Annotated in this window: 18 protein-coding genes; 15 read left to right on the top strand and 3 right to left on the bottom strand. The window is 63.7% G+C overall.

Features of this window, described 5'->3' with window-relative positions:
* The first annotated feature begins 40 nt into the window (after nt 1-40).
* The 9 genes from SINAC_RS21595 (at nt 41) to SINAC_RS21555 (ending at nt 11,719) form a co-directional block, all read left to right on the top strand.
* Complete coding sequence (locus SINAC_RS21595) at nt 41-2,557, top strand: glycosyltransferase (RefSeq protein ID WP_020467178.1); 2,517 nt, start codon at nt 41-43, stop codon at nt 2,555-2,557.
* Complete coding sequence (locus SINAC_RS21590) at nt 2,557-3,705, top strand: hypothetical protein (protein ID WP_015247716.1); 1,149 nt, start codon at nt 2,557-2,559, stop codon at nt 3,703-3,705. Before SINAC_RS21595 ends, SINAC_RS21590 begins: the two co-directional genes overlap by 1 nt.
* 290 nt (nt 3,706-3,995) lie before the next feature.
* Nucleotides 3,996-5,189: a glycosyltransferase gene (locus SINAC_RS21585; protein ID WP_015247715.1), complete on the top strand. Its 1,194-nt coding sequence runs from the start codon at nt 3,996-3,998 to the stop codon at nt 5,187-5,189.
* A complete protein-coding gene (locus SINAC_RS21580) occupies nt 5,186-5,908 on the top strand; it encodes a carbohydrate deacetylase (RefSeq protein ID WP_015247714.1) in 723 nt (240 codons plus the stop codon). The genes SINAC_RS21585 and SINAC_RS21580 overlap by 4 nt, the downstream gene beginning before the upstream one ends.
* Nucleotides 5,905-7,065, top strand: a complete 1,161-nt coding sequence (locus SINAC_RS21575) for a glycosyltransferase (RefSeq protein ID WP_015247713.1) — start codon at nt 5,905-5,907, stop codon at nt 7,063-7,065. The genes SINAC_RS21580 and SINAC_RS21575 overlap by 4 nt, the downstream gene beginning before the upstream one ends.
* Before the next feature lie 10 nt (nt 7,066-7,075).
* Nucleotides 7,076-8,107, top strand: a complete 1,032-nt coding sequence (locus SINAC_RS21570; RefSeq protein WP_244884896.1) for a phosphotransferase family protein — start codon at nt 7,076-7,078, stop codon at nt 8,105-8,107.
* Between the two features lie 384 nt (nt 8,108-8,491).
* The gene (galE, locus tag SINAC_RS21565) at nt 8,492-9,478 is read left to right on the top strand and encodes a UDP-glucose 4-epimerase GalE (RefSeq protein ID WP_015247711.1); all 987 of its coding nucleotides are present in this window, start codon (nt 8,492-8,494) and stop codon (nt 9,476-9,478) included.
* 28 nt (nt 9,479-9,506) lie between these two features.
* Nucleotides 9,507-9,956: a pyridoxamine 5'-phosphate oxidase family protein gene (locus tag SINAC_RS21560; RefSeq protein ID WP_015247710.1), complete on the top strand. Its 450-nt coding sequence runs from the start codon at nt 9,507-9,509 to the stop codon at nt 9,954-9,956.
* A 377-nt stretch (nt 9,957-10,333) separates the two neighbouring features.
* Entirely contained in the window at nt 10,334-11,719 is a 1,386-nt protein-coding gene (locus tag SINAC_RS21555; RefSeq protein ID WP_015250457.1) for an IS4 family transposase, read from the top strand.
* Nucleotides 11,720-11,941: 222 nt separating this feature from the next.
* Here the strand turns inward: SINAC_RS21555 and SINAC_RS21550 are convergent, their stop codons facing one another.
* Nucleotides 11,942-13,150, bottom strand: coding sequence for an ABC transporter permease (locus SINAC_RS21550; protein WP_015247708.1), 1,209 nt, complete (start codon nt 13,148-13,150; stop codon nt 11,942-11,944).
* Between the two features lie 282 nt (nt 13,151-13,432).
* On the opposite strand from SINAC_RS21550, the gene SINAC_RS21545 reads away from it, so the two are divergent.
* The 4 genes from SINAC_RS21545 (at nt 13,433) to SINAC_RS21530 (ending at nt 20,596) form a co-directional block, all read left to right on the top strand.
* Nucleotides 13,433-15,448 (top strand): hypothetical protein, encoded by a 2,016-nt coding sequence (locus tag SINAC_RS21545; RefSeq protein ID WP_015247707.1) that lies wholly within the window; start codon nt 13,433-13,435, stop codon nt 15,446-15,448.
* Entirely contained in the window at nt 15,445-17,139 is a 1,695-nt protein-coding gene (locus tag SINAC_RS21540) for a hypothetical protein (protein WP_015247706.1), read from the top strand. Before SINAC_RS21545 ends, SINAC_RS21540 begins: the two co-directional genes overlap by 4 nt.
* Before the next feature lie 347 nt (nt 17,140-17,486).
* On the top strand, nt 17,487-19,202 hold the full coding sequence (locus tag SINAC_RS21535; RefSeq protein ID WP_044147244.1) for a reverse transcriptase family protein: 1,716 nt from the start codon (nt 17,487-17,489) through the stop codon (nt 19,200-19,202).
* 41 nt (nt 19,203-19,243) lie between these two features.
* On the top strand, nt 19,244-20,596 hold the full coding sequence (locus SINAC_RS21530; protein WP_015247704.1) for a serine hydrolase domain-containing protein: 1,353 nt from the start codon (nt 19,244-19,246) through the stop codon (nt 20,594-20,596).
* On the opposite strand, the gene SINAC_RS21525 is transcribed toward SINAC_RS21530, so the two are convergent.
* Together SINAC_RS21525 and SINAC_RS21520 are read right to left on the bottom strand one after the other, a co-directional pair.
* Nucleotides 20,558-22,435: an ArsR family transcriptional regulator gene (locus SINAC_RS21525; RefSeq protein ID WP_015247703.1), complete on the bottom strand. Its 1,878-nt coding sequence runs from the start codon at nt 22,433-22,435 to the stop codon at nt 20,558-20,560. The genes SINAC_RS21530 and SINAC_RS21525 overlap by 39 nt on opposite strands.
* Nucleotides 22,436-22,438: 3 nt before the next feature.
* On the bottom strand, nt 22,439-23,599 hold the full coding sequence (locus SINAC_RS21520; protein ID WP_015247702.1) for an ATP-binding protein: 1,161 nt from the start codon (nt 23,597-23,599) through the stop codon (nt 22,439-22,441).
* 442 nt (nt 23,600-24,041) lie between these two features.
* Here SINAC_RS21520 and SINAC_RS21515 point away from each other — a divergent pair, with 442 nt between their 5' ends.
* Both SINAC_RS21515 and SINAC_RS21510 read left to right on the top strand, forming a co-directional pair.
* Nucleotides 24,042-25,385 (top strand): IS4 family transposase, encoded by a 1,344-nt coding sequence (locus SINAC_RS21515; RefSeq protein ID WP_015243913.1) that lies wholly within the window; start codon nt 24,042-24,044, stop codon nt 25,383-25,385.
* A gap of 204 nt (nt 25,386-25,589) precedes the next feature.
* On the top strand, nt 25,590-26,321 hold the full coding sequence (locus SINAC_RS21510; RefSeq protein WP_015247701.1) for a hypothetical protein: 732 nt from the start codon (nt 25,590-25,592) through the stop codon (nt 26,319-26,321).
* Nucleotides 26,322-26,357 lie beyond the last annotated feature (36 nt).

Genomic DNA, 26,357 nt, shown 5'->3' with positions numbered 1-26,357 from the left:
CAATATACCATATCAGCAATTAATCTCATCAATCCGCCGAATGGCCGGCGAGTTCATCCCGGCGGGAAAGCGGATCCTCATCGTCAGCAAGGGGGACGAGGATCTCCTCAGAGTCGCTGATCGCGAGACCGCGCATTTTCCTCAGGCGGAGGGGGGCGGCTATGCCGGCCACCATCCCGGCGACAGCGAGGAGGCCGTCGGACATCTTGAAAACCTTCGGGCGCAAGGTTGGGAATATCTCATCCTGCCGGCGACTTCACTCTGGTGGCTTTCCCACTACACCGAGTTCGAAAGCCACTTGAGAACCCACCACGAATGCGTCTGCACGAACGAGGCGGGCATCATCTTCCGGCTCTCCGGATCAACCTCCCTGGCACGGAACGGCCGATCCTCACGCGCGAGCGCCTTTTCCCGGAACGGTTATTCGCCGTCGCCGCCCCCCAAAGCCGCGAACGTGATGGAAGAATACGCCCGGATCAAGCTCCGCCAATTCCTCGCCGGTCCCGGTCGGCTTCGGTTTCCCAAGGTGGACGAGCCGGTCGTCAGCATCGTCATCCCCACCTATCAGCAGGCTCATTACACCCTCCTGGGACTGGAGAGCCTCCTCGTCGCCGATGATGACGTGCCGTTCGAAGTCATCGTCGTCGACAATGCCTCAACCGACGACACCGAGGCGCTGCTCTCCCGGGTCGAGAACATCCAGGTCGCCAACAACGACTGCAATCTTGGTTTCGGCGAGGCGTGCAACCGTGGGGCGAAGATGGCCCGGGGGGAATTCGTCTGCTTCCTCAACAACGACACGCTCGGTACGCCGGGCTGGTTGAGCGTGCTCGTGGAGACCGCCCGTTCCGAACCGCGCTGCGGGGGCGTCGGCCCCAAGCTCGTCCATCCGAGCGGCCGCCTCCAGGAAGCGGGGGGAATTCTCTGGCGCGACGGCTCAAATTTGGGGTACGGCCGCAACGCCAACCCGACCGACCCGGAGTACGACTACGTTCGAGACGTCGACTACTGCTCGGGTGCCTGTTTCTTGATGCGTAAGGACCTCTTTCTCGCGCTCGGCGGCTTCGACCCTCGCTATGCGCCCGCCTATTGCGAGGACACCGACCTCTGCATGGCGATTCGAGAGGCCGACCTCAGGGTCGTCTACCAGCCTCGGGCCTGCGTCTTCCACATCGAGTTCGGAAGCAGCGAGGCGGGTCATGCGGTTGAGCTCCAACTTCGCAACCGCGCCCGGTTTCGGGCGAAGTGGCGTCTCAAGCTCCGGCAGTATCCGGCGGCGGGATCGGGGGAAGAATGGCTCGCCCGGGACCGCCGCGAAGGACGTCGGATCCTCGTGGCCGACGACCGCGTGCCCGACGCCGGCCTGGGGAGCGGCTTCCCTCGGGCCCGCACTCTGCTCGAGTCGCTTGCCTCGCTGGGCTACATCGTCACGTTCCTCCCGCTCAACAACGTCACGGCTCTCGAACCGGCGACGTCAGAGCTTCAGCAGCTCGGGATCGAGGTGCTTCACGGGGTCAAGAACATCCGCGAGCGATTGTCGCAAAGACACGACCTTTACGACGCGATCCTCGTGAGCCGACCCCACAATGCACACTGGATTCCGGTGATCAAGGAGTTCAACCCGGAAGCCGCCGTCATCTACGACGCCGAGGCGGTCTTCTGTCTCCGCGATGCCCTCCAGGCCGAGGTGGAGGGAAAGAATCCACTCCCCCCGCTCGAGAGCAAGCGACGACTTCGTAAGGAGTTGAGCCTGGCCGACGACGCCAACGCCGTGATCGCCGTCAGCGAACAGGAGCGTGCCTTGTTTACGAAGCACAACCCGGACATCCCGGTTCTCGTCTGGGGCGCTTCGATCCTCACACGAAACGCATCGCCATCGTTTGATGCCCGACGCGACTATCTCTTTCTCGGAAGCCTTGCGACCCCTCCCAACGCCGATGCGCTCCGGCTGCTGCTGGACGCGATCTTCCCCGCAATCCGGGAACGTTCAAACGCCCGCCTGACCGTGGTCGGCGCTCCTGTCCCCGCCTCGACAACAGCGGCCGACGCGCCTGGGTCCGTGGTTCTCACCGGCTACGTGAACGACGTGTCACCCTTTTTCGACCGGGCCCGCGTCTTCCTCGCCCCCCACAGATTCGCCGCAGGAGTGCCGTACAAGGTGATCGAAGCGATGGCCGCTGGCCTGCCGTGCGTCCTCTCGCCACTGCTGGCGCAACAGTTGGAAGTGACCGACGGCGCCGAGGCGCTTGTCGGTGACGGAGTCGATGATTTCCGTCTCAAAGCGCTCCGCCTGCACGAAGACAAAGCGCTCTGGCTTCGCATTCAGCAAAACGCGCTCCGGCTGATCCGCGACCGATTCGACCCCGCCAAGATGCGCGAGGCCCTGGGGAATTGCATCGAGGGGGCGTTCGAAAGCCATTTCGGCCATGCTTCCCACAACCGCCGGCCCGCTCAAATCGTGGCTGCGCCAGGCACGACTCAAACGATCAGGCCACCCCAAAGCCCAAGCATTCCCCTCGTTGACGACCCGCTTTTCCAAGCCCGGGCCACGATCTGATGCGCGACACCATCGTCATCGCCGGAGCGGTCGCTCGTCGACCCGGTTGCGGGGGCCACGCCTGGGTCTTCCTGCAATACCTGCTCGGCTTTCGTCGGCTGGGGTGGGATGTCCTCTTTCTCGACGAACTGGAAATCGACCCGGCCGGTGATAGCCACGCGCCGCACCTGACCGCGAGCGCCCTGGAACTGGCCGGCCTGATGGAACGCTTCGGGCTGGGAAATGACTACTCCCTGAACATCGGGCGCGGAACAAGGACGGTCGGCCTCGCTCGGGCCGACGTGCTCGAGCGTGTCGGCCGCTCCGCGTTCCTGCTGAATGTCATGGGTTACCTCGCCGACGAAGAGATTCTGGCCCGCGCCCCGCGCCGCGTCTTTCTCGACATCGATCCTGGCTTCGGGCAGATCTGGAAGGCCGAAGGGCTGGCCGACATTTTCCAGGGGCACGACGATTTCGTGACGATCGGTGAAAACATCGGTCGCCCCGAATGCGTCATTCCCACTTGCGGGCTCCACTGGCTGACGACGCCCCAGCCCGTCGTGCTCGAACAGTGGCCGTCGCATGAGGACGAACCGGGACGTTGCTGGTCGAGCGTCATGAGCTGGCGCGGAGCGTTCGGCCCCTTGACCTACCAGGGCCAGACCTACGGCTTGCGCCCTCCGGAATTCCGAAAGTTCGCCACCCTCCCAAGGCAGTCCGGCCGCCGCTTCGAACTGGCCCTCGACATTCATCCCGACGAGGTGAAAGACCTGGCGATGCTCGCCGAAAATCATTGGTCGCTCGTCAACCCGGCGCAAGTTGCCGGCGACCCCTGGCGATACCGCACCCACATCCAAGGGTCGCGAGCGGAATTCATGGTCGCCAAGAATCTGTACGTCAAAACCCAGGGCGGCTGGCTGAGCGACCGAAGCCTCTGCTACCTCGCCAGCGGACGGCCCGTGCTCGCTCAGGACACCGGGATCCAATCGCTTTATCCGACGGGCCTCGGCCTGCTGACGTTCTCCGACCTCGACGAAGCAACCGCCGGTGTCGAGATCGTGGAGCGCGACCACGCGAAACAGGCCAGAGGAGCACGCGCCCTGGCCGAGGAGTTCTTCGACTCCGACCGCGTTCTGGGCCGTCTCCTCAACAAGCTCGGAATTGCCTGAATCAAAAAAATGTAAGCGCTCGGCAGTTGGTGCGCATCCGAATTCGATGGAGGTCGCTCAAGGCTGCCAGGACACCCTCATGCAGCGTTCCTTACTCAGATTCGCGCACCAACTGCCGAGCGCCAGGAAAAAAGAGAATTTAACCACGAATGACACAAATGACACGAATGAAGAAAAAAAATGAAATTAATGATTGATTTTTTTGTTTTTATTCGTGTCATTTGTGTCATTCGTGGTTGAAAATTTGGTAAGCGCTCGCCAGGAAAAAAATGGGATCGAGGCATCACTCAATGTCGATCGTCGTCGTCGCCGGAGCCCTGGCCAACAAACCGCGAAACGGCGGCAACGCTTGGGCCGTGTTGAGCTGGGCCCTCGGCCTACGCGCGCTCGGGTTCGAGGTCGCATTCGTCGAGCAGATCCGGCGCGATTGCTGCGTCGACGCCGCCGGCCAACCTTGCCCTTTTGAAGACTCGGAAAACCTCGCCTTCTTCCGCAAGACGACCGAGCAGCTCGGCCTCGACGGCCTCTCGGCACTCATTTGCGAGGACGACGAACGATCGTTCGGCTTGACGCCCACGGATCTGGCCGACCTCGGGCGTTCCGCCAAGGCACTCGTCAACATCACCGGGCACTGGAATCTTGCCCCCCTTTTCGACAGCGTCGGCTGCCGCGTCTACATCGACTTCGACCCCGGTTACACGCAGTTCTGGCATGCGGCAGGCAACGCCGGAACCCGTTTAGCGAGACATGACTATTACTACACCATCGGCGAAAACATCGGCCGATCGGGCTGCGAGATTCCGGTCAACGGCATCGCCTGGCGGCCGATCCGCCAGCCCGTGACACTCGAGGACTGGCCGACCTGCCCTTCGCTCGGCTTCGATCGATTCACAACCATCGCAAGCTGGCGGGGAGCGTATGGACCCGTCAGCCACAAAGGTACGACCTTCGGCCTCAAGGTACACGAGTTCCGCAAGTTTCTTGAAATGCCGAGACAGACCGCCCTGGCCTTCGAAATCGCCCTCGACATCCATCCGGCCGACTTCAAGGACCGCGACGCCCTTCTCGAACAGGGCTGGAACGTCGTCGACCCGCACCGAACCACCGGCGGTCTCGACGAGTTCCGTGACTACGTCAGCACTTCAGGGGCGGAGTTTTCGGCCGCGCAAGGGGTGTACGTCGCCACCGAGAGCGGTTGGTTCAGCGACCGAACGGTCCGCTATCTGGCCTCGGGACGCCCCACCCTGGTTCAAGACACCGGTTTCAGCCGGAACCTACCGGTCGGCGAGGGCCTGATCCCGTTCAGGACGCTCGCCGAGGCCGTCGCGGGAGCGGAACGCATCGCCCGCGACCCTGCGTGCCATGCGCAGGCAGCGCGGGCGATCGCCGAATCGCATTTCGATTCCCAGCATGTGCTGGGTCGCTTCTGCGAGGAAATCGGGCTCCATCCCCAGCCTAAGAAAGGGAAGGGCGCAACCCGATGACCCGGTTCCTCATCGTCAACGCGGACGATTTCGGCCTCAGTGACGGCGTCAACCAAGGGGTCATCCGCGCCTACGAGGAAGGGCTAGTCACCAGCGCGAGCTTGATGACCGGCGGGGCGGCGGCCGAAGACGCAGCGGCCTACGCCCGCCTGAATCCGGAGCTCAGCGTCGGACTCCACCTCGACTTCGGCGAATGGCTCTTTCGCGACGGCGATTGGCATCAAACAAGACAGGTCGTCCCTCTCCCCAACGACCGCGCGGCCAGCGCCTCCGAGGCGGCGCGACAGATCGACCGCTTTCTTCAGATCGTCGGCAGACCCCCCACCCACCTGGACTCGCATCAACACGCCCATCGCGACGAGCCACTTCGCTCCGTCGTCCTGGAGGCGGCGCAGCGATGGGGGATTCCCGTCCGCCACGCTCACCCCGAGGTGCGCTACTGTGGGCGATTCTACGGCCAGACCTCGCGGGGCGAACCGTTCCCCCAGGCAATCACAGCAGAAAACCTCGTCGGAATCCTCAACGGCTTGCCCGAGGGGTGGACCGAGTTGGCCTGCCACCCCGGGCTGGGAAACGACGCGCCGGCGGTCTATCGCACGGAGCGGGCCGACGAGGTTGCCGCCCTCTGCGCCCCCTCGGTTCGTTCGTCACTGGCTGAGACCGGCATCGCGCTTCGCTCGTTCCACGACGTGAGAGAGTGTTTGAGGATGGATCGATGAAAGCGACCCGCGCCACAATTCTCGTCAGCGGCATGATCGCCGGCCATCCCAATCAAGGGGGGGCGAGCTGGGTCGTCCTGCAATACGCCCTCGGTCTTCGAAAGCTCGGCCACGACGTCCTCCTCGTCGAACCGATCGAGGCAACGGCCCTGCGCCCGGCGGGAAGTTCCCTGGCCGAATCGGACAACGCGGCCTTCTTCCGGCGCGTCGTTCGATCGTTGGGGCTCGAGCGATCCTCGGCGCTCCTGCTTGCAGGCACTCGGCAAACGGTGGGCGTCTCCTACGACCGGCTTGAGCGCGAGACCCGCCGCGCCGACCTTTTGGTCAACGTCTCGGGCATGCTCACCGATCCCGGCCTGATCGGGTCGATCCCGCGCCGGGTCTACATCGACGTTGATCCCGCATTCAATCAGCTCTGGCAGGAAAAGCATGGAATCGACATGCGCTACGAGGGGCACACCCTCTTCATGACCGTCGGCCGAGCCGTCGGCCGACCGGGTTGCGACGTGCCAACCTGCGGACGTGAATGGGTTGCGACCTGGCCCCCCGTGGTCCTCCCGCTCTGGCCGACGGCCGGCCTCATCCGCCACCACGGATTCACCACGGTGGCCAACTGGCGGGGTTACGGATCGATCGAGCACGGCGGCCTGCTCTTCGGGCAGAAGGCCCATACCTTTCGAACGCTCTTCGACCTGCCGGCCCGGGCCCGTGCACCGTTCATGCCGGCCCTGGCCATCCATCCGGGAGAGGTCCCTGATCTCGAGGCATTGGCCGCCAACGGCTGGCAGATCCTCGACCCCGCACGCCTGGCCAACACCCCGGCCCGGTTCCGCAAATTCGTGCAACAGTCCGAGGCCGAGTTCAGCACGGCCAAGAGCGGATACGTCCTCTCACGCTGCGGCTGGTTCAGCGACCGGACCGCCTGCTACCTCGCTTCAGGACGCCCCGCCATCGTTCAGGAGACCGGATTCCAAGGGGAGATCCCTGTGGGAGAAGGTCTTTTCACGTTTAAAACCGTCGATGAAGCTGTTGAAGCCGTGAACGCCGTGCGGGGAGATTATCCGCGACACGCCCGCGCGGCACGCCACATCGCAGAAGAATATCTGGATTCCGACAAGGTACTCGATCGCCTCCTCAACCTGGCCTTCGCTACATAAATAAAATAACATGACAAATTCCGAGATGGCGACCGATGACGCGGGCGGTCACCTCGATCTGACTGAACTGCCGATCGTCTTGGCCGAAGTTCTCCAACAAAGCCTCGGCCGGCCCGTTCGGATGGAACAACTCTCCACCCGGCCGTCACCGAACTGGACGAGTTCGTTCCTTCTCGAGATCGACGCGGTCATCGAAGGCGGGGAAACGCTTCGGCTGCTCCTCAAATCGTCCTCCAGGAGCGACCTCCACGAGACCGCCCGCCGAGTCAAGCCCTCCTTTCTTCACGACCCGCGCCGCGAACCGGCAGTCTATCGCGAATTGCTGGACGCAGCGAACCTCGGCACGGCGAAGTACTACGGTGAATCGCTCAGGCGTTGCTGGCTCTTTCTGGAACGGGTGCCGGGGGTCGCGCTCTTTCAGATCGGCGATCTCTCCGCCTGGCGAGAGGCGGCTCAATGGCTGGCTCGCCTGCACCTCGGATTCGCCGGGGAAGACGCCCCGCGTTCCCAGACCGTTCCGCTCCTGTGCTATGACGCGCACCACTTTTGCACCTGGCTCGAACGCGCCCGGACCTTTCAAGGCGAGCGAGCGCGGGGGCCGATCTGGGATCGCCTCGAACAAGGTTTCCTCAACGCCCTCGACCGCCTGTCTGCGATGTCGACCACGCTCATCCACGGTGAATTTTATGCGTCGAACGTCCTGATCGAAACCAAACAGAACAGCCGCCGCGTCTGTGCAGTCGACTGGGAAACCGCTGGTATCGGTCCCGGGCTGATCGACCTGGCCGCGTTGACCTCGGGCTCCTGGCCGGCCGAAGACCGTTTCAAAATGGCGGAAAGCTATCGCATGGCCTTGGCCGGCTCCGCCCCTCTGCCGGATCAGTTTTCGGCCGACCTCGATGCCTGCCGCCTCCTCCTCGCCGTCAAATGGCTCGGCTGGTCGGCCGACTGGTCCCCCCCCGCCGACCAAAGGCAAGACTGGCTCGGCGAAGCGGTGGCCCTGGCCGATGCGATGGTGCCAAAGGCAGGCGGCAGAAAATAAAAAAAAGACCACGACGGCCGCCCATACCCCTCTTCATGAATCCCACGTTCGCAATCAAAGCGGGATTCGATAGAGTATTCTTGGGATTGAACTTACTGCGATTCGGCATGGTCGTCCGAGCGGCTTTTTTTTCTCTCGCGCCTGGCCGAGCGCACCCCGGTCGAGTCCGCGAATCCGGCGGGGGAACCCTGGGATCTTCAATCCCCCCTCAAGCCGCTGTTTCGATTGCCAGAGGGGAACGGCAGTCGCTACAGTATCGATCGCCCAGGCAGTCGCAAACCAAATATGAAGCGCGTGATGCGATTCAATCGATCGCGACGCTTCGTTCAAGTTCGACGGGATCTGATCCGATCCGTTCCCGCACTCTGGCCCCGGGATGAATTCATGGCGATTCTTGTCGTTGGCGGCGCAGGCTATATCGGCAGTCACACGGTCCGCGAGCTGGAAAAGGCCGGTCAGCAGGTCTGGGTCTTCGACAACCTGAGCCAGGGGCACGCCGAGGCGGCGCGGGGGGATCGCCTGATCCGGGGCGACCTGCTCGACCGGGCCGCGCTCGACGACGCGCTGCGCGGCCGGGACATCGACGCGGTGATGCACTTCGCGGCCTTTGCTTCGGTCCCCGAGAGCGTCGCGGACCCGGCGAAATACTACCGCAACAACGTGGTCGGCACGCTCAACCTGCTCGACGCAATGCTCGCGGCGGGGGTGACCCGCATCGTCTTCTCGAGCACCGCCGCCGTCTACGGGGTCCCCGACGTCGTGCCGATCTCCGAGGAGAGCCCGACCCGGCCGATCAATCCCTACGGCTTCACCAAGCTCGCCATCGAGCGGGCACTGGCCGACTACGCGCACGCCTACGGCCTCGGCTACGCGGTCCTGCGCTACTTCAACGCCTGCGGCGCCTCGAGCGACGCGACGATCGGCGAGGACCACACCCCCGAGACCCACCTGATCCCGATCATCCTCCAGGTCGCGCTCGGCCAGCGCGAGAGCCTCTCGATTTTCGGCACCAACTACCCCACCCCCGACGGCACCTGCATTCGCGACTACATCCACGTGGAAGACCTGGCCGACGCCCACGTGCGCGCCCTGGCGAAGATCGAACCGGGCCGGGGCCTGACCTACAATGTGGGGACGGGGGTGGGTGCCAGCGTCCGAGGCGTGCTGGACGCCGCCTTGCAAATCACAGGGCGGCCGATCCCGGCGGTCGAGTTCCCCCGCCGCCCCGGCGACCCGCCAGCGCTCGTCGCCTCCTCCGACGCCCTCCAGCGCGACCTGGGCTGGTCCCCCCGCTACCCCAAGATCGCCGACGTCATCGCCTCGGCCTGGAAGTGGCACTCCACCCATCCCAACGGCTACAGGTCCCGCTGATAGATAACCCCGAGGGAGACCTCCGGCAATGACCAAGCCAACCCCGGAACCGATCGACCCCAAGCAACTGGTGGAACTGGCCCTGGGCGTCATCAAGGCGGCCCGCTTCCCGATGCTGGCGACGATCGACGGCGACCAGCCTCGGGTCCGGCCCGTCTCGCCGGTCCGGACGGTTGGCTTCACCGTCTACGTGGCGAACCTGCGGAGCTACCACAAAACGACCGAGATCGCGGCCAACCCCAATGTCGAGCTCTGCTACCTCGACGATCACCACGACCAGGTCCGGATCACGGGCCTGGCCGAAGTGGTCACCGAGCGCGAACTGCTCCAGTCGATCTGGGACGCCAACCCCCTCCTCCGCCAATACCTCGGGTCAATCGACAACCCACAGTTCCTCCTCTACCGGATCCGGCCGGTCCGGGTCCGGCACATGAAGGAGTGGGCACTCGACTATCACGAGGTCAGCTTCGAACCGTAGAAAACAAGAGGGGCTGAGTGGTACGGGTCATACCCAAGGCCGATTTCCTGCAGCCCCGAAGGGGCGACCGTGAATAGCCAGGGGTGAAACCCCTGGAAATAGGATAAACTCAAATGAGCATGAATCGCAGCCCCGAAGGGGCGACCGTTAGAGGCGTTAGGCTCATTCAGACGGTCGCCCCTTCGGGGCTGCGAAGCGCTCATTTGTCGCGTCTCTTCCAGGGGTTTCACCCTTATCCTTACCAAGAACATTCGTACAGAATCCAGGGTTTCCCCCCTGCTTTTTTCGGGCAATCTGGCATAGTCAATGCTTCTCTTGACCCACCCGCCGGTCTGACGGCCCGGGTCAAGGTACCCTGGCTTGCTCGGATGCTCATCATGAGTCCCACACTGACCGACCCTGAGGCTTGGGCCCAAGCCAATTTCGCCGGTGCCGATCTGGGCGACAAACGCCGAGAAACGCGGCTGATCCGACTCGCCACGCAAATCGCCGTGGATTCCTCGGCCAGTCTTCCGAAAGCGACGGGCAATTGGGACGACCTCAGGGCCGCTTATCGCCTGCTCGACTCCTCGGCCGTCAACTTCCGGGCGATTGCCGAGCCGCATTGGCGTTCGATCCGGGAAACCAGCCCCGAGATGGCCCTGATCCTTGACGACACCACCGAGATTGATTTCGGATGCACCCGACAGATTCAAGGCGTGGGGCCCGTTGGTACGGGCACGGGTCAGGGCTTCATGATCCACTCCGGATTGATGGTCTCCCACAAGGACGAGGTCGTCTACGGCCTCGCAGGCCAAATTCTCTTTCATCGCAAACCGGTTCCCAAGGGGGAGAGTCGGACGCAACGCCGCAAACGCGATCGCGAGTCGGAGGTCTGGGGAAAACTCATCGAACTGATCGGTTCCCCGCCCCAAAACACACGCTGGGTTCACGTCATGGACCGTGGATCCGACGATTTCGAGGTCTATTGCCGCGCCCAGCGTCAGGGCGTCGATTGGGTCGGACGGGTCAAGAGCCTGCATCGACGCGTTCAGGGTGCCGATGGTCTCGAACGCCCGTTGCAGGAGGAACTCGAATCGGCACCGCAAGCGGGTTGCTTCACGCTCAAGCTGCGGGCTCGTCCCGGATTGTCGGCGCGAACCGCCAAGCTCACCGTCACGTTCGTGCGGGCGACGATGCTCGTACCGCGGCAGCCCGCGGACTCGCTGAAGGGTCTCGATCCGCAACCGATTGCGCAATACGTGGTGTGTGTGCGTGAGATCGATCCGCCCGCCTCGGTCAAAGAACCGATCGAATGGGTGCTGTACACTTCTCTAGAAGTGGCCTGCCTGGAGGATGCGTTGCAGATCATTTCCTATTATGAAAAGAGATGGCTGATCGAAGAATGGCACAAAGCGTTGAAATCGGGTTGCAGTGTAGCCGATCATCAACTCAAGGCGAGCCATCGGCTGGAGGCGCTGACGGGCCTGCTGTCAGTGGTGGCGGTACGGCTCTTGCAGTTGAAAGGGATCGCCCGATCGGAACCGGAGCGGCCGGCGATCGAAGTTGCCCCGCCAAAATATGTGGCCGTGCTCCGCGCGTTTCGGCGAGCGACTGAGGTGTTGCCATGGGGAGCGTATCAGTTTTTTCGGGAGTTGGCGAAACTCGGGGGATTCCTGGGACGGAAGGGGGACGGTGAGCCGGGATGGCAAACGATCTGGAGGGGATGGATGAAGCTCCAAGCGATGGTTCAGGGGGCTGAGCTGGACCTTCGCTTGGAGTAGCATTACTGCGCAAACGTTCTTGGTAAGGACAAGGGTTTCACCCCTGGCTAGAAACGGTCGCCCCTTCGGGGCTGCAAACAGAGACCGCTCCCTCCTCCCCTCCTGGGACCGTGGGCGGGTCGCCCGCGTTCGCAGGAGGTATGTCCGCATTCGATCGAAACCCCTGGAAAACCTTCCGATGCCAGTGTCGATGCAGCCCCGAGGAGAGCCGCCGAAGACGCCTCACTCGTGCCGCAGGGCATCGATCGGGTTCAGGAGCGCCGCCTTGACGGCCGGGACGAGTCCGAAGACGACGCCGGTACTCCCCGAAATCCCGAAGCCGAGGACAACGGCCCACCAGGGAACGACCACGTCGACCATCTGGGGGTGAAGGCTCGCGATCGCGCAGAAGGCATGCCCCAAGGCAATCCCGAGGCCGCCCCCCGCGACGCTGAGGGTCACCGCCTCGGTCAAGAACTGGACCAAAACGTCGCGACGCCGGGCGCCAACGGCCTTGCGGAGACCGATCTCACGGGTCCGCTCGGTCACGCTCACGAGCATCACGTTCATGATCCCGATGCCGCCGACCAGCAGCGAGATGCCGACGATCCCGGCCAGCACGGCGGTCGCGACCAGGCTCAGGTTGTTGAACGTCTCGAGGATCTCGTCCTGGGTCATAACGTTGAAGTCATTCGGTTGAAACGCGGCCAGGCCGTGTCGGCGGCGGAGCAAGTTGACGATCTGCGAACGGGCCTCGGGAACCCCCTGCTCCGAGACCGCCTGCGCGGTGAACGCAAGCTTATGCCGCGAGGCCGGGTACATCTTCAGCGCGATCGTGTACGGGATCAGGATGATGTTGTCCTGGTTGTCCCCGAGAAAACTCCCCTTCTCCTCGAGCACGCCGATCACCCGGAACCGCTGGCCGTCGAGCAGGATCGTCTGGCCGACCAGCCCCTCGTCGACGTTCAGCTTGCGGAGCACCTCACGGCCGACGACACAGACGTGGTGGGCCCGCTCGACGTCAACCACGGCGAACGGCCTCCCCGAACCGACCGGGAAGTTGCGGATGGCGTGGTATTCGGCCGCCGTCCCCTCCAGCGGAATGGAGAGTTCCTCGCGACCGTACCGCACGGCGACCGTCGGCCGCCGGATCAGCGGAGAAATCCGCCGAAGCGCCGAGCACCCGGCCTCGACGGCCGCCAGGTCCCGCTCGTCGAGTTCGATCCGCCCAAGCCGCTTCCCCGCCTCCCCGGCAGGGCGTTGGGGCCAGACCCACATCGCGTTGGTCCCGAGCCCCTGGAGGAACTCGGACACATAGCCCGTAAACCCCTGAATCACGCCCACGACCGTGATCGTCGAGGTCACGGCAATCACGATCCCAAGCACGGTCAGGATGGACCGCATCTTGTGCGACCAGAGTTGCTCCAAGGCGTTCTGGACGTTGGCGAGCATGGGTGGTGTCGTCCCTCTTTTTTTATCTTGGGGGGAGTCAGCGCTCGGCATCGCAACGCCGGCGCCTTGGGGCGGCCCCTCTGACAAGTTTCTGATTCTACCAGGACGGCCAGCCCGATGGAGTCCGTGTGAACGGGGACGAAGCGATTTCACCAGCCCACTTTCAAACCAGAGCACTTGACTCAGGCCGGCTCGACCTCTATCTCTAAGTTCCTTGAAGCAGGTCTCAATGTGCGCCGCGAACCGAAAAAAAGATGCGGCCGACGCAGGATGGGGACGGCGATGGCCCAAAAAACAGGCGGAAACGCGGGCGACTGGCTCATGGTCCAGGAGCTCTTCGAGCGGGGCGACCCCGCGTTCGTCGAGGCCCTGCGCGCGTTCTACGACGCGGAGGTCCTCGCGACCTTCGCCCCGCGTTGGTTCGCCGATCGCCGGCCCGAGGCGCGCCGCCTTCTGTTCGACTACCTCGACCGCCCGCTGAACGCCTATCGGCACGAGGCGTTGGTCAAGCGTCTGTTCAAGCTGGCGGAAGCTGCGGGTGACGACGCACTGATGGCCCGGTTCCTCGTCGCCTTCGACCGCTCGATCCGGCGGGCCGTGGGGAAGCAGGTCCGCTTCGAGACGCAGGAGGTCGACAACGAATCCGACGCCAATGCCCTGACCGACTCCTGGCGTGATCGCGGGTACGAGTCGGTCAGCGTCTGGCGGAACTGGCGCCAGCGCTACCAGGTCTCGGGGCGTTGGACCGAGCCTTGCTTGATCTCCCCACGCGACACCACGATGCCTCGCGGTGCCCTGAAGGAAACGTACGATCCCTATTCCTGGAACCCGAAGCTCGGCCGCTACCAGACCTTCGCGGTCCCCGACTGGGTGTTCGCGCTCAAGCTCGACCCGCGCCAATTCCGCCAAGGGGAGCCGTTCCCCGCAGCGCAACGCAACGGCCTGGCGCGTTACCGGCTCTTCTCGGTCGCCACGCGGCACTACCTTCGCCGCCGCGTCTGGCGTTACTTCCGCCGGTTGGGCCGCAACGCCCCTGAGCGTTACCTCCCGGCCGTCAAGGAAGCCCTTCTCCAGTACCGCGACGCCGACGTCGCCAACGGCCTGGCCCTGATCGACAATTGGAGCCTGACTCATATCCTGTTCCGATTCTCCCCCGCCATCGTCCCCGATGAACGGGGATGGCGGGTGGCGCCGGGGCACTCGCTGGCCGAGTTGGAGCCGGCCCCTCGATACAAGGCGCTCTGGGCATCCCAGCCACGCGCCTTCGTCGACCTGCTCGTCCTCGGCCGCTGCCGCCCGGTGCGTGGCTGGGCGATCCGCACGATCCGCCGCAACCCAACGGCGATCCTGGCCGTCTTTCCGCTCGAAGAACGGCTGGCCTTGCTGGAGGACGACGACCCGGAGGTGGTCGGGCTCGCCGCCGACCTGATCCGCGACGACCCACGCCTGGCCGACGTCCCCGCGTCGCGATGGCTCACCCTGCTCGAAACCGCCAGCCCGGCCGCCCTCGACATCCTCGCCGGCCTGGTCGAGCGGCTCGTCAGGCCCGATCAGGTCACCCTGGCCGAGGCCGTCCGCCTGGCAAGCGCTCGCCCCTTGCCCGTCGCCAGGCTCGGCCTGGACTGGCTCCGCACCAAGACACCACACGACGAAAGCGAGTGCCGAACCCTCCTCGATCTGCTCGAGGCCGGGGCCGACCCGCTCCGTGGCGAAATTCTCGGCTGGCTGCGACAGACCCTGGCGAACTCCCCCGGGTTGAAGCCCGACTGGATCCTCCAGTGGCTCGACAGCCGGCATGAGGACGTCCGCGCGGAGGGGTGGCGGTGGCTCGAGTCGGACGCGACGGCTCGCGACGATGTCGCCATCTGGCAGCGTCTGCTGGAAAGTCCCTACGACGACATCCGGCTCGCCCTGGTCGCCGCCCTCGACGAGCGGACCCGGCAGGGGGACGCGGTCCACCTGAAACCAGGGCGGCTCGACCCCGACCTACTCCGCCTGCTCTGGGCCTCGGTCCTCCTGAACATCCATCGCGGCCACCGCGCCAAGCCGCAAGTCGTCCGGCAACTGTTCCGCCAGGCCGAGGCCCATCCCGGCGACCTGCCCCGCCTGCTCCCCTTGCTGGCCGTCGCGCTCCGCTCGGTGCGCGGGCCGGAGTGGCAGGCCGGGCTCTCGGCCGTCGTCCGCCTGGCCGAGCATGACGAGGCATCGGCCGCACTCGTCAGCCAGGCCTTTCCGGAGTTGCAACTGACGACCGCCAAGCCAGGTCCATCGCGGAACCAATCGAAGGAGTCTCGATGAACCTGACTCTCGCCTACCGAGGCCGTAGCGCCATCGTCTCGAGCCCGGGCGGCCTGGCCGTCTCGCTGGCCCCGAACCTCCGCCGCGACCGGGTCGCCTTCGACGCCGCCTTTCTCCAGCCGCTCCGGTTCCGCGAGGCGATCGGAGCGCTTCACGACGTCGTCGTCAGCGACCACCGCTACCACGCCAAGGACAACTCCGCCTACGAGAACTACCTGGCCGAGCGAAATCAGCGTGAGGCGGAGATCCGCCGCACGGCCACCTCGCGCACCAGGACGGCGATCCTCAAGGAATCGACCGGCGTCGACCCCGCCGCCATCGCCGCGTTCGAGACGGACTATCGCCGGCTGCGCAACCAGTACTGGGGCGCTCGCCAGAAATACTCGAACTACCTGAGCCGCCACGACCCCGAGCTCTGGCGGCTCCTGGTCCCCTGCGACCCGGTCGTCACGGTCGCCCCCGACTGCCTCTTCTTCGAGTGCTTCAGCGTCGACGAGAGCAGCTACGGCTGCCTCACCGTCGACCGTGGCGCCTTCTCCGGGGAGCGTGACGTCGCCCTCGGGACCACGAACGTCGACTACTCGTGGTCACTCTACGAGCACTTCCAGACGCTCCGAAGCTACCGCGAGACGCGATTCCTGGTCGATCCGGGGGGGATCGAGGTAAAGGCCGGCGAAGGACCGGGCTATCGCGAAGAAAAGATCGACCTGCCGCCAAGCTGGCTCCGTGGGTTCATGCAGATCCAGGCGGCCATGAGCCTGCCGATGCGCCGGGTCGCGATCAGTCGCGAAGGGCTGTACAGCGTCCTCGCCTTCCTGAAGCGGCACCGGGCGTCGCGGAGCCCTCGGGCCGTCCGCTTCGAGTTGATCCCAGGGCAGCCCGTGGCGATCGTCCTGGAGCCCTGGGAGCGGCGGATCGTGCTCCACTCTCTCCCCTACGACGGCCCTCGGTCCGAAGTGATCCGGGTCTGGGGCCGCGACCGGCTCCGGCTCCTCGCGCGCCTGCTCCCCTTGATGGACGAGGCGGAGGTCTACCTGCTCGGCAACGGCCTGCCGAGCTTCTGGTCGGTCCGGATGGGCGAAATGCGCCTGCTCCTGGGCCTCTCCGGCTGGACGGCCAACGACTGGACCGGCTCCGGGGCCCTCGACCAGCTCGCCCCCCCCGCCGAGCCGAGCGATGCGCTCCTGGGGGACATCGCGGCCGCCTTCGAGGACAGCCCGGCGAAGACCTTCGACCAGATCCGCCAGCGCACCGGCGCGGCCCCCGCCTACGTCGCCGCCGGCCTGAACCGGCTCGCCCTGATGGGCCAGTTGATCCACGACCTGCACGCCGGCCTCTATCGCTGGCGGCAGATTATGCCGGTGGCCCTCGCCCTCGACGCGATCGGGCCCGAGAACGCCGAGACGGCCGCCGCGCGCGAGCTCGTCTCCCACGGCAAAGTCAAGGTCACCCGCGACGATCGCCGCGACGACGGACTGAGGATCCTCGAAGGGGAAGTCCCCGACCGGCCCGTCTCGCTCCTGCTCGACGCCGACGGCCGAATGCTCCGGGGTAAATGCACCTGCTCGCACCACTTCACCGGCGGCCTGCGCCGGGGACCCTGCCGGCACTTGCAGGCACTCCGCGACGGCTCCCGCACGGCCCAGCCACTCCGCTCACTCGACGCCTGGTTCGCCGCGCTGGGGATCTGATTCCACACCAACGTCCCACAAGCATTCATAAATGCGAAATTTACCCCCTCTTTTTTGTTGACATCCTGGGCCCGGCTCGGCAAAGTGGCCTCCAAGGACGAGGCGGGCCGGGGCCCGAGACCAGCATGCTGCGGCGTTCCGCCGTGGTCGACTCTGCCCCCGAGACTGCTTCCCCAAGAGTGTTGTTCTTTTGGCCCGGGGCCGTAGCCGTACGCCGGGCTGAGTCAACCGTTGTTCCCGGCGTACGGCTACAGCCCCGGGCCTCGGTGAACACCCTTGGTCGTCGCTTCGAAGTCGGGCAACGGCCCGTCCCCGTCCTTCCTACCCCGAATCCCTCGGCCGGCGACATGAATCTTTTCCATCGCCTCCTCCGGTTCCTCTTCGGCTACGAACCCCCTGCGCGATCGGCGAGCCAGCCTCGGCCTACTCCGGCTCCCGCTCCAGCCCCGGAGCCACCAACCACTCCGGACGCCATCGCAGCGACCCTCACCGAGGCGTTCGGAAAAACGGCCGAGACGACCGCCCCGGCCCTATTGCCCGACGCTACCGCCGATCCCTACTTCGCCGTCACGGCCGACGTCCAGTCAACGGCGACGAACCAGGGCAAAGGCAACGGCAAATCGTCGCTCGGTCTCGAAGCCAACGCCTACCTGCCGATCAGCCGGGAAGAGATCAAGAAGACCGCCAAGGGGATCGACCGGTTCGGCAACCCCTGGTTCGGCCGACGCGACCTGATCCCGCCGACCGACGACCCCCGAACGAACCTGATCGATCGGGCGATGGTAACTCAAGGCTTGCTCTCCCCCACGCAACTTCACGAGATCCACGACGTCGGCGCCCGGATGGATCAGATCAGGCCGTCGCTGGCCGCGATCGAGAGCCGGGCGGCCGTTGACGGGGCAGCGGCCGTCGCGGCCGACCGCGAGGCCCGCGTGCTCTTGAAGGCCCGCAAAAAAGCCGAGGCCGCCCAGCGCAAGCAAGAACGCATCGACCAGGTCGCCCATCGCAAGGCAACGGACATCGTCTTCCTCGGCCGAGGCGTCAGCGCGGGCCTGAACGACCGCCAGAGCGATCTCGACGCCCTGACCGGGGCTGGCCTCCCCTTGCTGAGCACGCCGGCCGACCTGGCAGCCGCCCTCAGCCTGTCCATCTCGAAGCTCCGCTGGCTCGCCTTTCACACCGAGGCGGCCACGCGAACTCATTACGTCCAGTTCACGGTCCCGAAGAAGAGCGGCGGCCTGCGAACCCTCTCCGCACCGCACCGGACGCTGGCCGAAGCCCAGCGCTGGATTTTCCAGGAGATCGTTGCCAAGCTGCCGGTCGAATCGGCCGCCCACGGCTTCGTCGCCGGCCGGAGCATCGTCAGCAACGCCGAGGCCCACTGCCGCCGCGCCGTCGTCGTGAACATGGACCTCGAAGCCTTCTTCCCGAGCATCGGCTTCCCCCGCGTCCGCCGCGTCTTCCGCAAGCTCGGCTACTCGCCGGCCGTCGCCACGATCCTCGCCTTGCTGACCACCGAATGCCCCCGCCGCACCGTCGTCTACGGCGGGACGACATACCACGTCGCCACCGGCCCACGCGGCCTCCCGCAAGGAGCCTGCACCAGCCCCGGCCTCTCCAACCAGGTGGCGATCCGGCTCGACCGCCGGCTCAGCGGCCTGGCCCGCAAGTTCGACCTCTCCTATACGCGCTACGCCGACGACCTGACCCTCTCCGGCGACGCCACGCTCGAAGCGAAGGTCGGCTACCTGATGGCCCGGCTCCGGCACATCGCCGGCGAAGAAGGCTTCGCCGTCAACGAGGCGAAAAGCCGAGTCCTCCGCCAGGCGACCGCCCAGACAGTCACGGGCCTGGTCGTCAACGACCGCCCCGGCGTCCGCCGCGCCGAGGTCCGCCGGCTCCGCGCCATCCTCCATCGGGCGAAGTCCGAAGGACTGGCAAGCCAGAACCGCGACGGCCACCCCAACTTCCTCGCCTGGCTCCACGGCAAGATCGCCTTCGTCGCCATGGCCCGCCCCGAGCTCGGCGCCGCTCTCCGCGCCGAACTCGACTCCCTCCTATAGCCCTGCCCGTTTCGTTCCCATCATAACGTGAGGTCATCTCAATGCGAGTGCCGCACCCGTTGCTGTGGCCCGTCGTCACAATGGCCGCGAGCCTCCTCGCGTCGCTGGCGTCAGCCCACGAGCCGGAGAACAACCACGCGCCGGCAACAGAGCCCCTGGTCGTCGCCACCGGAATTGCCGACGTGCGGTTAGCAAGCTTCGACCGCCTGATGACCAAGTTCCTGACCGAGAACAAGCTGCCGGGAGCCTCCTTGGCCGTGGCCCGGAACGGGCAGTTGGTCTATGCACGCGGCTTCGGCCTCGGCGACGTCGAGGCGAAGACGCCCGTCGAGCCCGATTCGCTCTTCCGGATCGCCAGCATCTCGAAGCCGATCACCGCCGCCGCCGTCCTCCAGCTCATCGAGCGGGGCAAGCTCAAACTCGACGCCCCTCTCGTCGACCTCCTCGACGTCCGACACGAGGGAAAGCCCGTGCCGCCGGGCGACCCTCGCCTGAAGGACGTGACGGTTCGCCACCTGCTCCAGCATCGCGGAGGCTGGGACCGCGACAAGTCGTTCGACCCGATGTTCCGCTCGGTGAAATTCGCCAACGAGCTGGGGACCATGCCCCCCGCCACCTCCTGGCAGGTCATCACAGCCATGTGGTCGCGCCCGCTCGACTTCGCCCCGGGCGAGCGCAACAGTTACTCCAACTACGGCTACTGCCTGCTCGGACGAATCATCGAACAAGTTTCAGGCATGCCCTATGAAGCCTACGTCCGCAAGGAGATCCTCGAGCCGCTCGCGATCGATTCCATGCGAATCGGCAAAACCTTGATCGAAGAGCGTGCCCCTGGCGAGGTGCGCTACGTCATGGGCGAGTCCCGCAAAAAGAAGCAAGGACCGGCCGTCCTCGGCCCATCCCTCGGCGAGCCGATCGCCATGCCCTACGGCGGCTGGTACCTCGAAGCGATGGACGCCCACGGCGCCTGGCTCGCCTCGGCCCCCGCTCTGGTCCGCTTCGCCTCCGCCTTCGACGCCCCTCAGTTCGGCACGATCCTCAACGAGTCCAGCATTCAAACCATGTTCACCCGCCCCGAAGGCCGCGCCGGCCACAAGGCCGACGGCACCCCGACCACCGTCTACTACGCCTGCGGCTGGAACGTCCGAACCGACCAGCCCGGCGGCGGCATGAACACCTGGCACGGCGGCTACCTCGACGGCTCGGCATCTCTCCTGGTCCGCCGCCACGACGGCCTGACCTGGGCCGTCCTCTTCAACTCCGACACCGGATCCAATGGCAAAAGCGCAGCCGTCACAATCGACCCGTTGATCCATCAGGCCGCCAACGCCGTCAAGGAATGGCCGATTAAAGACCTATTCCTCAGCAAGATTACTTCGCGAAAGCATGAGTAGCTGACGGAGGATCGTGCGTTCGGGCGTCACCAGGTCAAGGAGGACCTTTTCGTCGCCCTGGAGAAAATATTCGATACCAACTCGAAAGATCCTCAGGGGAATTCCTAGCTCCGGGTGGCCGCCTCCCCACTTCAACCAGGCTTCCCGCCAGTTCTTCAGCGTCTCCAGACCTATTCGACCGACATCAATTCGTCTGAGACTGCGCAGGAGCCCGGAGCCAAGAAAATCCAGCGCATCCGCTTCGCAATAGATCGCGATCAGTCTGGACACATGCTGTTGAAGCTCCTCAGCCCCTTCGCTCAGCCTCATCATCAAATCGATGATCATCTCCACATCATGATTTCTATCACCAGGAAACCGGTCAAAGGCTTCCGCCAATGCCTCGAAACCTCGCTCCCAACACCGTAAGGCGAACATCGGCTCGCAACGAGAGAAACCGTGCCTTTGTTCTGCCGAGCCGAACTCCAAGCCTTGTTCATAGCAATGAAATGCGGCTTCGTGCCGGCCAAGCCTGCTGAGTAGATTTCCCTTAAGGGTCAAGGCGGTTTCGTTCTGCGGATCGGTCTCCAAAAACTTGTCGTAACACGCGAGCGCAGCTTCAGGATTTTGGAATTCCTCGTACTGATAAGTCAGATCGAACGTGCCGGCTTTCACAAGAAGCTGCGGGAGAACCTCAGGGCGATACCAAATGCGAAGGAAGTTAACGAGCAGGCGGAGGGGCTTACGCCGTTTCTCTTTGACCTCGCTGGCCAACCGCATCAACGGTTCGGCCAACTCGTAGAGTGACTCGCGACCACGTGGACTTCGGAGGACGTAGCCGAGTTTCAAGAGTTTGTTGAGCTGACTGCTCACCGTATTCTCAGCCGCTAGTAGGTGCCGTGCAATCTCCTTGGGCGTACAGGTGTCCTCTCGACTGCAAAGATACTCGACGATCTGACGCTGTTGCGCGGAGAGCCAACGCATCCGCTCCTGATAGTAGGGCGTCATCGCGTCGGCCATCCTTTCAAACGGCTCCACCAGATCGTCGAGCGACTCGCGCGTGAGGAACCCAGACATAACGATAGAGATTCGGTGGTTGCCCCCCGCAATGTGGTGGAGCGCGCGAACGCGGGAGCGTCCTTCGGGAGTCGCCAGAAACTCGACCAGATCGGCCTGCTCACGATGTCGTCCGATCCGGCGCAGAAGCTCAACGGCATCGGAAGTGTGCAGAGGTTGAAGGTGGTTGGTTGCGAAGAAGCCGAAAAAAGGCTGTTCGCGACTCTGAATGCTCCTGAAGATTCGTTGCGAGGTCGCCACCACGCTCATAAACGGATGGGTCTGCAAGAAAGCTCGCCACTTCTTCTGGCCCTCATCACCCAGGCCCTCGAAAATGAGGTCGAGGTTCTCGACAAAGAGCAGGAGCACCTTGTCGCGAAACTTGTCGACCAAGGTCGTTTCCAGGGCTTTGAGAATCCTGGCCGGGGGAAGATCAAGAAGATCTTCGAGCCAATTCAGGGGGAATTCGGCCGGGTACTCTTCGGCGAGGAGTTCATAGAACCGCTTCATCAGTTGAACGAACGACGTAATCGTTTCATCTTCAAGTAGCCAGGCGATCCGGACCTTATCCGAGAGCGCAGGGTCCTGCGTGACCCGGTGGTGCATCAAGGCAATCAGGTGCGTCTTACCGATCCCGCGAGGTCCAATCAAAAGAATCTGATGCTTATTGTCTGTCAGTACGCTCTCGGAGATGCGTTCGAGAAGATCGGCCAACAGTGACTCCCGTTGGACGAAGATCTCTTCGAGCAGGCGCGGTTCGGTACGGCTGGGAGTGAACCGCCAGATGAAATCGTTGCCGGCCACGGGTCAGATCCCCCTATCCAGCGCCCACCAGCGGCGGATCAGCGGGAACCGAAATCGAATGCGCCCGTCCGGCTCGCGCAGCAGATAGTGGTCGCGTTCCATCAAGCGGAGCACGCGTACAAGTTCGTCCCGGCTGTCAAACGCCGTGGAGCGGTTGTTGACCCCGCTTTGCAACTGCGCCACAGTGAGCGGGTCCGGCGCGGTGGCCAGGGTATCGAGGATCAGTCCGACGAGTTGAGCGGTCGCGTCCTTCTTGTAGTAAGCGGGAATCCGGCGCCGGTAATGACCGAGATCCCAGGGATCGTTCGCATCAACAAGTTGACGCTGGACAAGGTCCCGGATCACGCTCTGCTCGGCGGATCGCCCCGCCTGCCGGAGACCGGCGACAACGTGGTGGATGTAGAAGGGGAAGCAGTCGGATTCCTCCGCGATGACCCCGGCCGCCTGACCCGGGTCGGAGGCGGAGAGGTTCTCACCTTGGATCAGATCACCCGCCAGTTTGATGGCATCCTCCATGTCGAGCGGGGGCACCTCGATCGCGTACATGTCGTTGACGGGTTCGCTGGACATCTTGCCGTCACGAATGCTCTCCAGAACGTGATGCAGCCCAATCGAGCCGGAAAACACCATCCGGAGATCCGTGTATTCCTGGCGGAGACTCCGGAGTGTATCAAGCACCTCCACGGCCGCCTGCTCCCCGTTCGCTCGACGAATGTGATCGATCATGTAGGGCAGCTCGTCCCACAAAAAGACCAGCCGTACATCCTGCTTTTCCGAGACGAGATCACGAACCGCAGCGGCCAATAATGCCTTCCAAGGGCGCGAGCCGCTCGTCCGCTTAAAATCTCCGAACTCATGGTCCTCGTAGATTTTTCGGGCGGCATTCGCCGCTTTTTTCCACGTGTTCAGGTAAGTCTGAACCTGCCCGTACACGGCAATCGCAAATTCTTCCGCCGAATGAAACGTCTCAAGGTCAAGGAAAACGGGAAACCAACCCGGGGCGGGTTCGTGCTTCATCTTACGCAAAACACTCGTCTTACCGATCCGCCGCTCGGCATTCATCAGAAGACAGAGCCGGTCCAGTTGATCCCAGATCCCTGAAATGAGCCGGTCCCGCCCGTAAACGTTACGTGGATCGACAACACCGCCTGGATTGGCCTTCATCGACGATCTCCGCGGACCTTTTCACTTGCACCCACCCCCACATCATACGTCAAACTTGACGCACGTCAAACTTGACGCACGTCAAACTTGACGCACGTCAGTTCTGTCGTCTTTCGAGAGACAAAGGGGGATTCCTCTTCTGGGCTGTACCGGGAAAGGTCGGGGGGGGTTGGGTGGTCCGAGCCACCCAAACGAAAGCCCCAAGCAAGGCGGCGGGCCGGCCGTAATTTCGCCCGGCCATCTACCAACATCCTCGTCGCCACGCTTACCCACACACAAGCACATAAAAATTCTCAAACTAACAAATGTCTGGCAGCGGTCTTGACCAAACCAGAATGCGGGCGGGGCGCCCAATGGCACTTACTTTCGCCAATCCTGCAATAAGGGGCACCTCTGGCACGATTTTTGCGCCATGAACTCCTATTTTTTGGGAGTACCTCGCATGAACCATGACCAGGAATCACCCGCTGTCGTCGATTTGGGTGAGGCGGTTCGGATGTTCCATCGCTTGGTCCCACCGGATGTCCTGCATGCTCAGAAACCGCCCACGCTCTCGACCGTGTTCACGCCTTGGGTCGTTGTCTGGCTGATGATCTATCAACGGTTGACCTGCAATGCAACGATGGCCACCGCTGTGGGAGAGTTGGCTCGATTAAGTGCGGATGTGCTCCCGGATAACAAGCGGGCCCGTGAGAAATCGTTCTCGGCCAACACGGGTGGGTTTTCGCGAGCGCGAGATCGGCTGCCCGTGGAGATGGCTCAACGGGCGGCTGACGAGGTTTCTGCAGCCTTAATCGCCAAGTCTCCGCCATCGGTGAAAGGGCGTAACGCGTTTCTTGTGGACGGTTCCACGCTCTCTTTGGCACCCACTGACGCCTTGCGCAAAACGTATCCGCCGGCCCGCAATCAACACGGAGAATCGCACTGGCCGATCCTCCACTTGGTAGCGGCCCACGAGTTATCCAGCGGTGTGACCGTGCGTCCGGAAGTGGGGGCAATGTATGGCCCGGCCGCGATTGGCGAAGTCCCATTGTCGGCCGGTTTGATGCCGCGACTTCCGGTCGGCTCCGTGTTGATCGCCGACCGGAATTTTGGCGTCTTCGCGTTTGCCTGGTTGGCCAACCAGGCGGGCCACGACTTCGTGTTGCGGTTGACTGAGAAGCGATTTCGGTCGATGGTGCGCCAAGGGAAAGCCCAGGGCAAGGACCAGTGGGAACTCACTTGGCAGCCCAACCGCTGGGAACGCAAGTCGAACCCACAATGGCCGGCCGATGCAACGTTGCGGGTGTGGTTGCACGAGGTTCGGATTTCCGAGAAGCTGACGCTGTGGCTTGTGAGTCGGCTCCCTGACGAGGGGTGCGAGCTCGCCGCAATCTATGGCCAGCGGCAAAATATCGAAACCGATCTGCGTGATTTGAAGCGGACGCTTCGCTTGGAAGAGATGCGTGGCCGATCCACGGAGATGGTCGCGAAGGAACTGGCCTCGGCGACAGTGGCCTATAACATGGCGAATCTGATTCGCCGGATGGCTGCGGCTCGGGTCGAGATCGCGCCGCGGCGATTGAGCTTCAACCGGGTATGGTCGTTAGTGAAGGTCTTGCTCTTGGAGTCGCTGGATACCACGGACCCCGCGAAGATCCAAGAGCGGATCGACTTGGTTCTGAGGATGTCTGGCCAGTGTAAGCTCGCGAATCGCCCTGGCCGACACTACCCGCGTGAGGTGATCGCCCGCCGCAGAAAATTCCCACTGCGACCACGCAAACGCGGTCTGAAATCGAGAAAGTAAGTGCCATTGGGCGGGGCGCCCGCGGTCCCAGGGAATGCATCCGAAGCGGGAGTATTTCAGAAAGGGCGTCTCTTCAACAAGGATTGTGTGGGAAATCAAGTTCGGGATCGGCTAAAGTGAGATTTCACTTCTTGCGGGCAATGCCGCAATCCCGATAAAAACAATACCGACACAGACATCATAAAAGTGGGGGAGGCCTCAAGCATGTCCGACAAGGGGATCCCACTCTCCCGCATGATGAAATTCACGGCGCTCATCGCCTTGAATTGCGCCCTCGTGAAGGCCAACCCCTCCATCCCACAGTCTCCCCTGCTCCTGTTCGCGCTGGTGATGCTTGACATCGTGCTCGTCCAGGCCGTCATCCTCGGCCACCCCCTGCGTGCGTTCCACTACACCTTCCTGGTGGTCGGCTTTGCGGCATCCTTGGCAATCACAGAGGTCGCCTTTATGCCCACGACGACCGGCAAAAGGGGGTCGTTACATCTCCTGGAAACACTGATCCGACGACAGGAATCGATTGCCAACACGATATCACTGAATCAGCAACTGTCCCAATATCTCGAGATCGCCGAGCGCGGCGTGACGAATACCCTCGGCCTTCTCGTTGCCTGGGTGGTCGGTCTGTCGGTCGCCCGCCAGGTGAGAAGACGGCGGGGGTTGGAACCTGGCAGGCGCATCCGGCATATCGGGTCGTTTTTCCAAGGGGCGTTGATCGGTTTGGGGATCTTCACGTCGATCGTCTGCGCGATCAACTTCTGCGGACTACCACCAAACGCTCCCCGGCAGGGACTGTTCCTCTACGCCTTCTTGTTGAGCCTGGCGATCCTGCCACTGCTCGGCGGTTTCGCAGTCATGTACCTGAACCAACGGCGAGATCCCAGCAGTGCCGCCGATCAAGGTGAACCTGCTGGTCCGTCGCAGATCTCGGCGAGTTGAGCGTGGGTCGGGAAGTCTTCGACCCGATCGCAATCG

This window comes from Singulisphaera acidiphila DSM 18658, from assembly GCF_000242455.2.
Lineage (GTDB): Bacteria > Planctomycetota > Planctomycetia > Isosphaerales > Isosphaeraceae > Singulisphaera > Singulisphaera acidiphila.
The sequence above is the reverse complement of the archived record's forward strand: the minus strand, read 5'-3'. Positions and strand labels throughout refer to the sequence as shown.

What these genes read in the sequence shown, in the direction of transcription:
- SINAC_RS21585 (WP_015247715.1), top strand. Translation starts at nt 3,996, where the DNA reads ATGTCGATCGTCGTCGTCGCCGGAGCCCTGGCCAACAAACCGCGAAAC.
- galE (WP_015247711.1), top strand. Translation starts at nt 8,492, where the DNA reads ATGGCGATTCTTGTCGTTGGCGGCGCAGGCTATATCGGCAGTCACACG.
- SINAC_RS21580 (WP_015247714.1), top strand. Translation starts at nt 5,186, where the DNA reads ATGACCCGGTTCCTCATCGTCAACGCGGACGATTTCGGCCTCAGTGAC.
- SINAC_RS21590 (WP_015247716.1), top strand. Translation starts at nt 2,557, where the DNA reads ATGCGCGACACCATCGTCATCGCCGGAGCGGTCGCTCGTCGACCCGGT.
- SINAC_RS21510 (WP_015247701.1), top strand. Translation starts at nt 25,590, where the DNA reads ATGTCCGACAAGGGGATCCCACTCTCCCGCATGATGAAATTCACGGCG.
- SINAC_RS21570 (WP_244884896.1), top strand. Translation starts at nt 7,076, where the DNA reads ATGACAAATTCCGAGATGGCGACCGATGACGCGGGCGGTCACCTCGAT.
- SINAC_RS21575 (WP_015247713.1), top strand. Translation starts at nt 5,905, where the DNA reads ATGAAAGCGACCCGCGCCACAATTCTCGTCAGCGGCATGATCGCCGGC.
- SINAC_RS21550 (WP_015247708.1), bottom strand. Translation starts at nt 13,150, where the DNA reads ATGCTCGCCAACGTCCAGAACGCCTTGGAGCAACTCTGGTCGCACAAG.
- SINAC_RS21520 (WP_015247702.1), bottom strand. Translation starts at nt 23,599, where the DNA reads ATGAAGGCCAATCCAGGCGGTGTTGTCGATCCACGTAACGTTTACGGG.
- SINAC_RS21535 (WP_044147244.1), top strand. Translation starts at nt 17,487, where the DNA reads ATGAATCTTTTCCATCGCCTCCTCCGGTTCCTCTTCGGCTACGAACCC.
- SINAC_RS21530 (WP_015247704.1), top strand. Translation starts at nt 19,244, where the DNA reads ATGCGAGTGCCGCACCCGTTGCTGTGGCCCGTCGTCACAATGGCCGCG.
- SINAC_RS21595 (WP_020467178.1), top strand. Translation starts at nt 41, where the DNA reads ATGGCCGGCGAGTTCATCCCGGCGGGAAAGCGGATCCTCATCGTCAGC.
- SINAC_RS21545 (WP_015247707.1), top strand. Translation starts at nt 13,433, where the DNA reads ATGGCCCAAAAAACAGGCGGAAACGCGGGCGACTGGCTCATGGTCCAG.
- SINAC_RS21540 (WP_015247706.1), top strand. Translation starts at nt 15,445, where the DNA reads ATGAACCTGACTCTCGCCTACCGAGGCCGTAGCGCCATCGTCTCGAGC.
- SINAC_RS21555 (WP_015250457.1), top strand. Translation starts at nt 10,334, where the DNA reads ATGAGTCCCACACTGACCGACCCTGAGGCTTGGGCCCAAGCCAATTTC.
- SINAC_RS21515 (WP_015243913.1), top strand. Translation starts at nt 24,042, where the DNA reads ATGAACCATGACCAGGAATCACCCGCTGTCGTCGATTTGGGTGAGGCG.
- SINAC_RS21560 (WP_015247710.1), top strand. Translation starts at nt 9,507, where the DNA reads ATGACCAAGCCAACCCCGGAACCGATCGACCCCAAGCAACTGGTGGAA.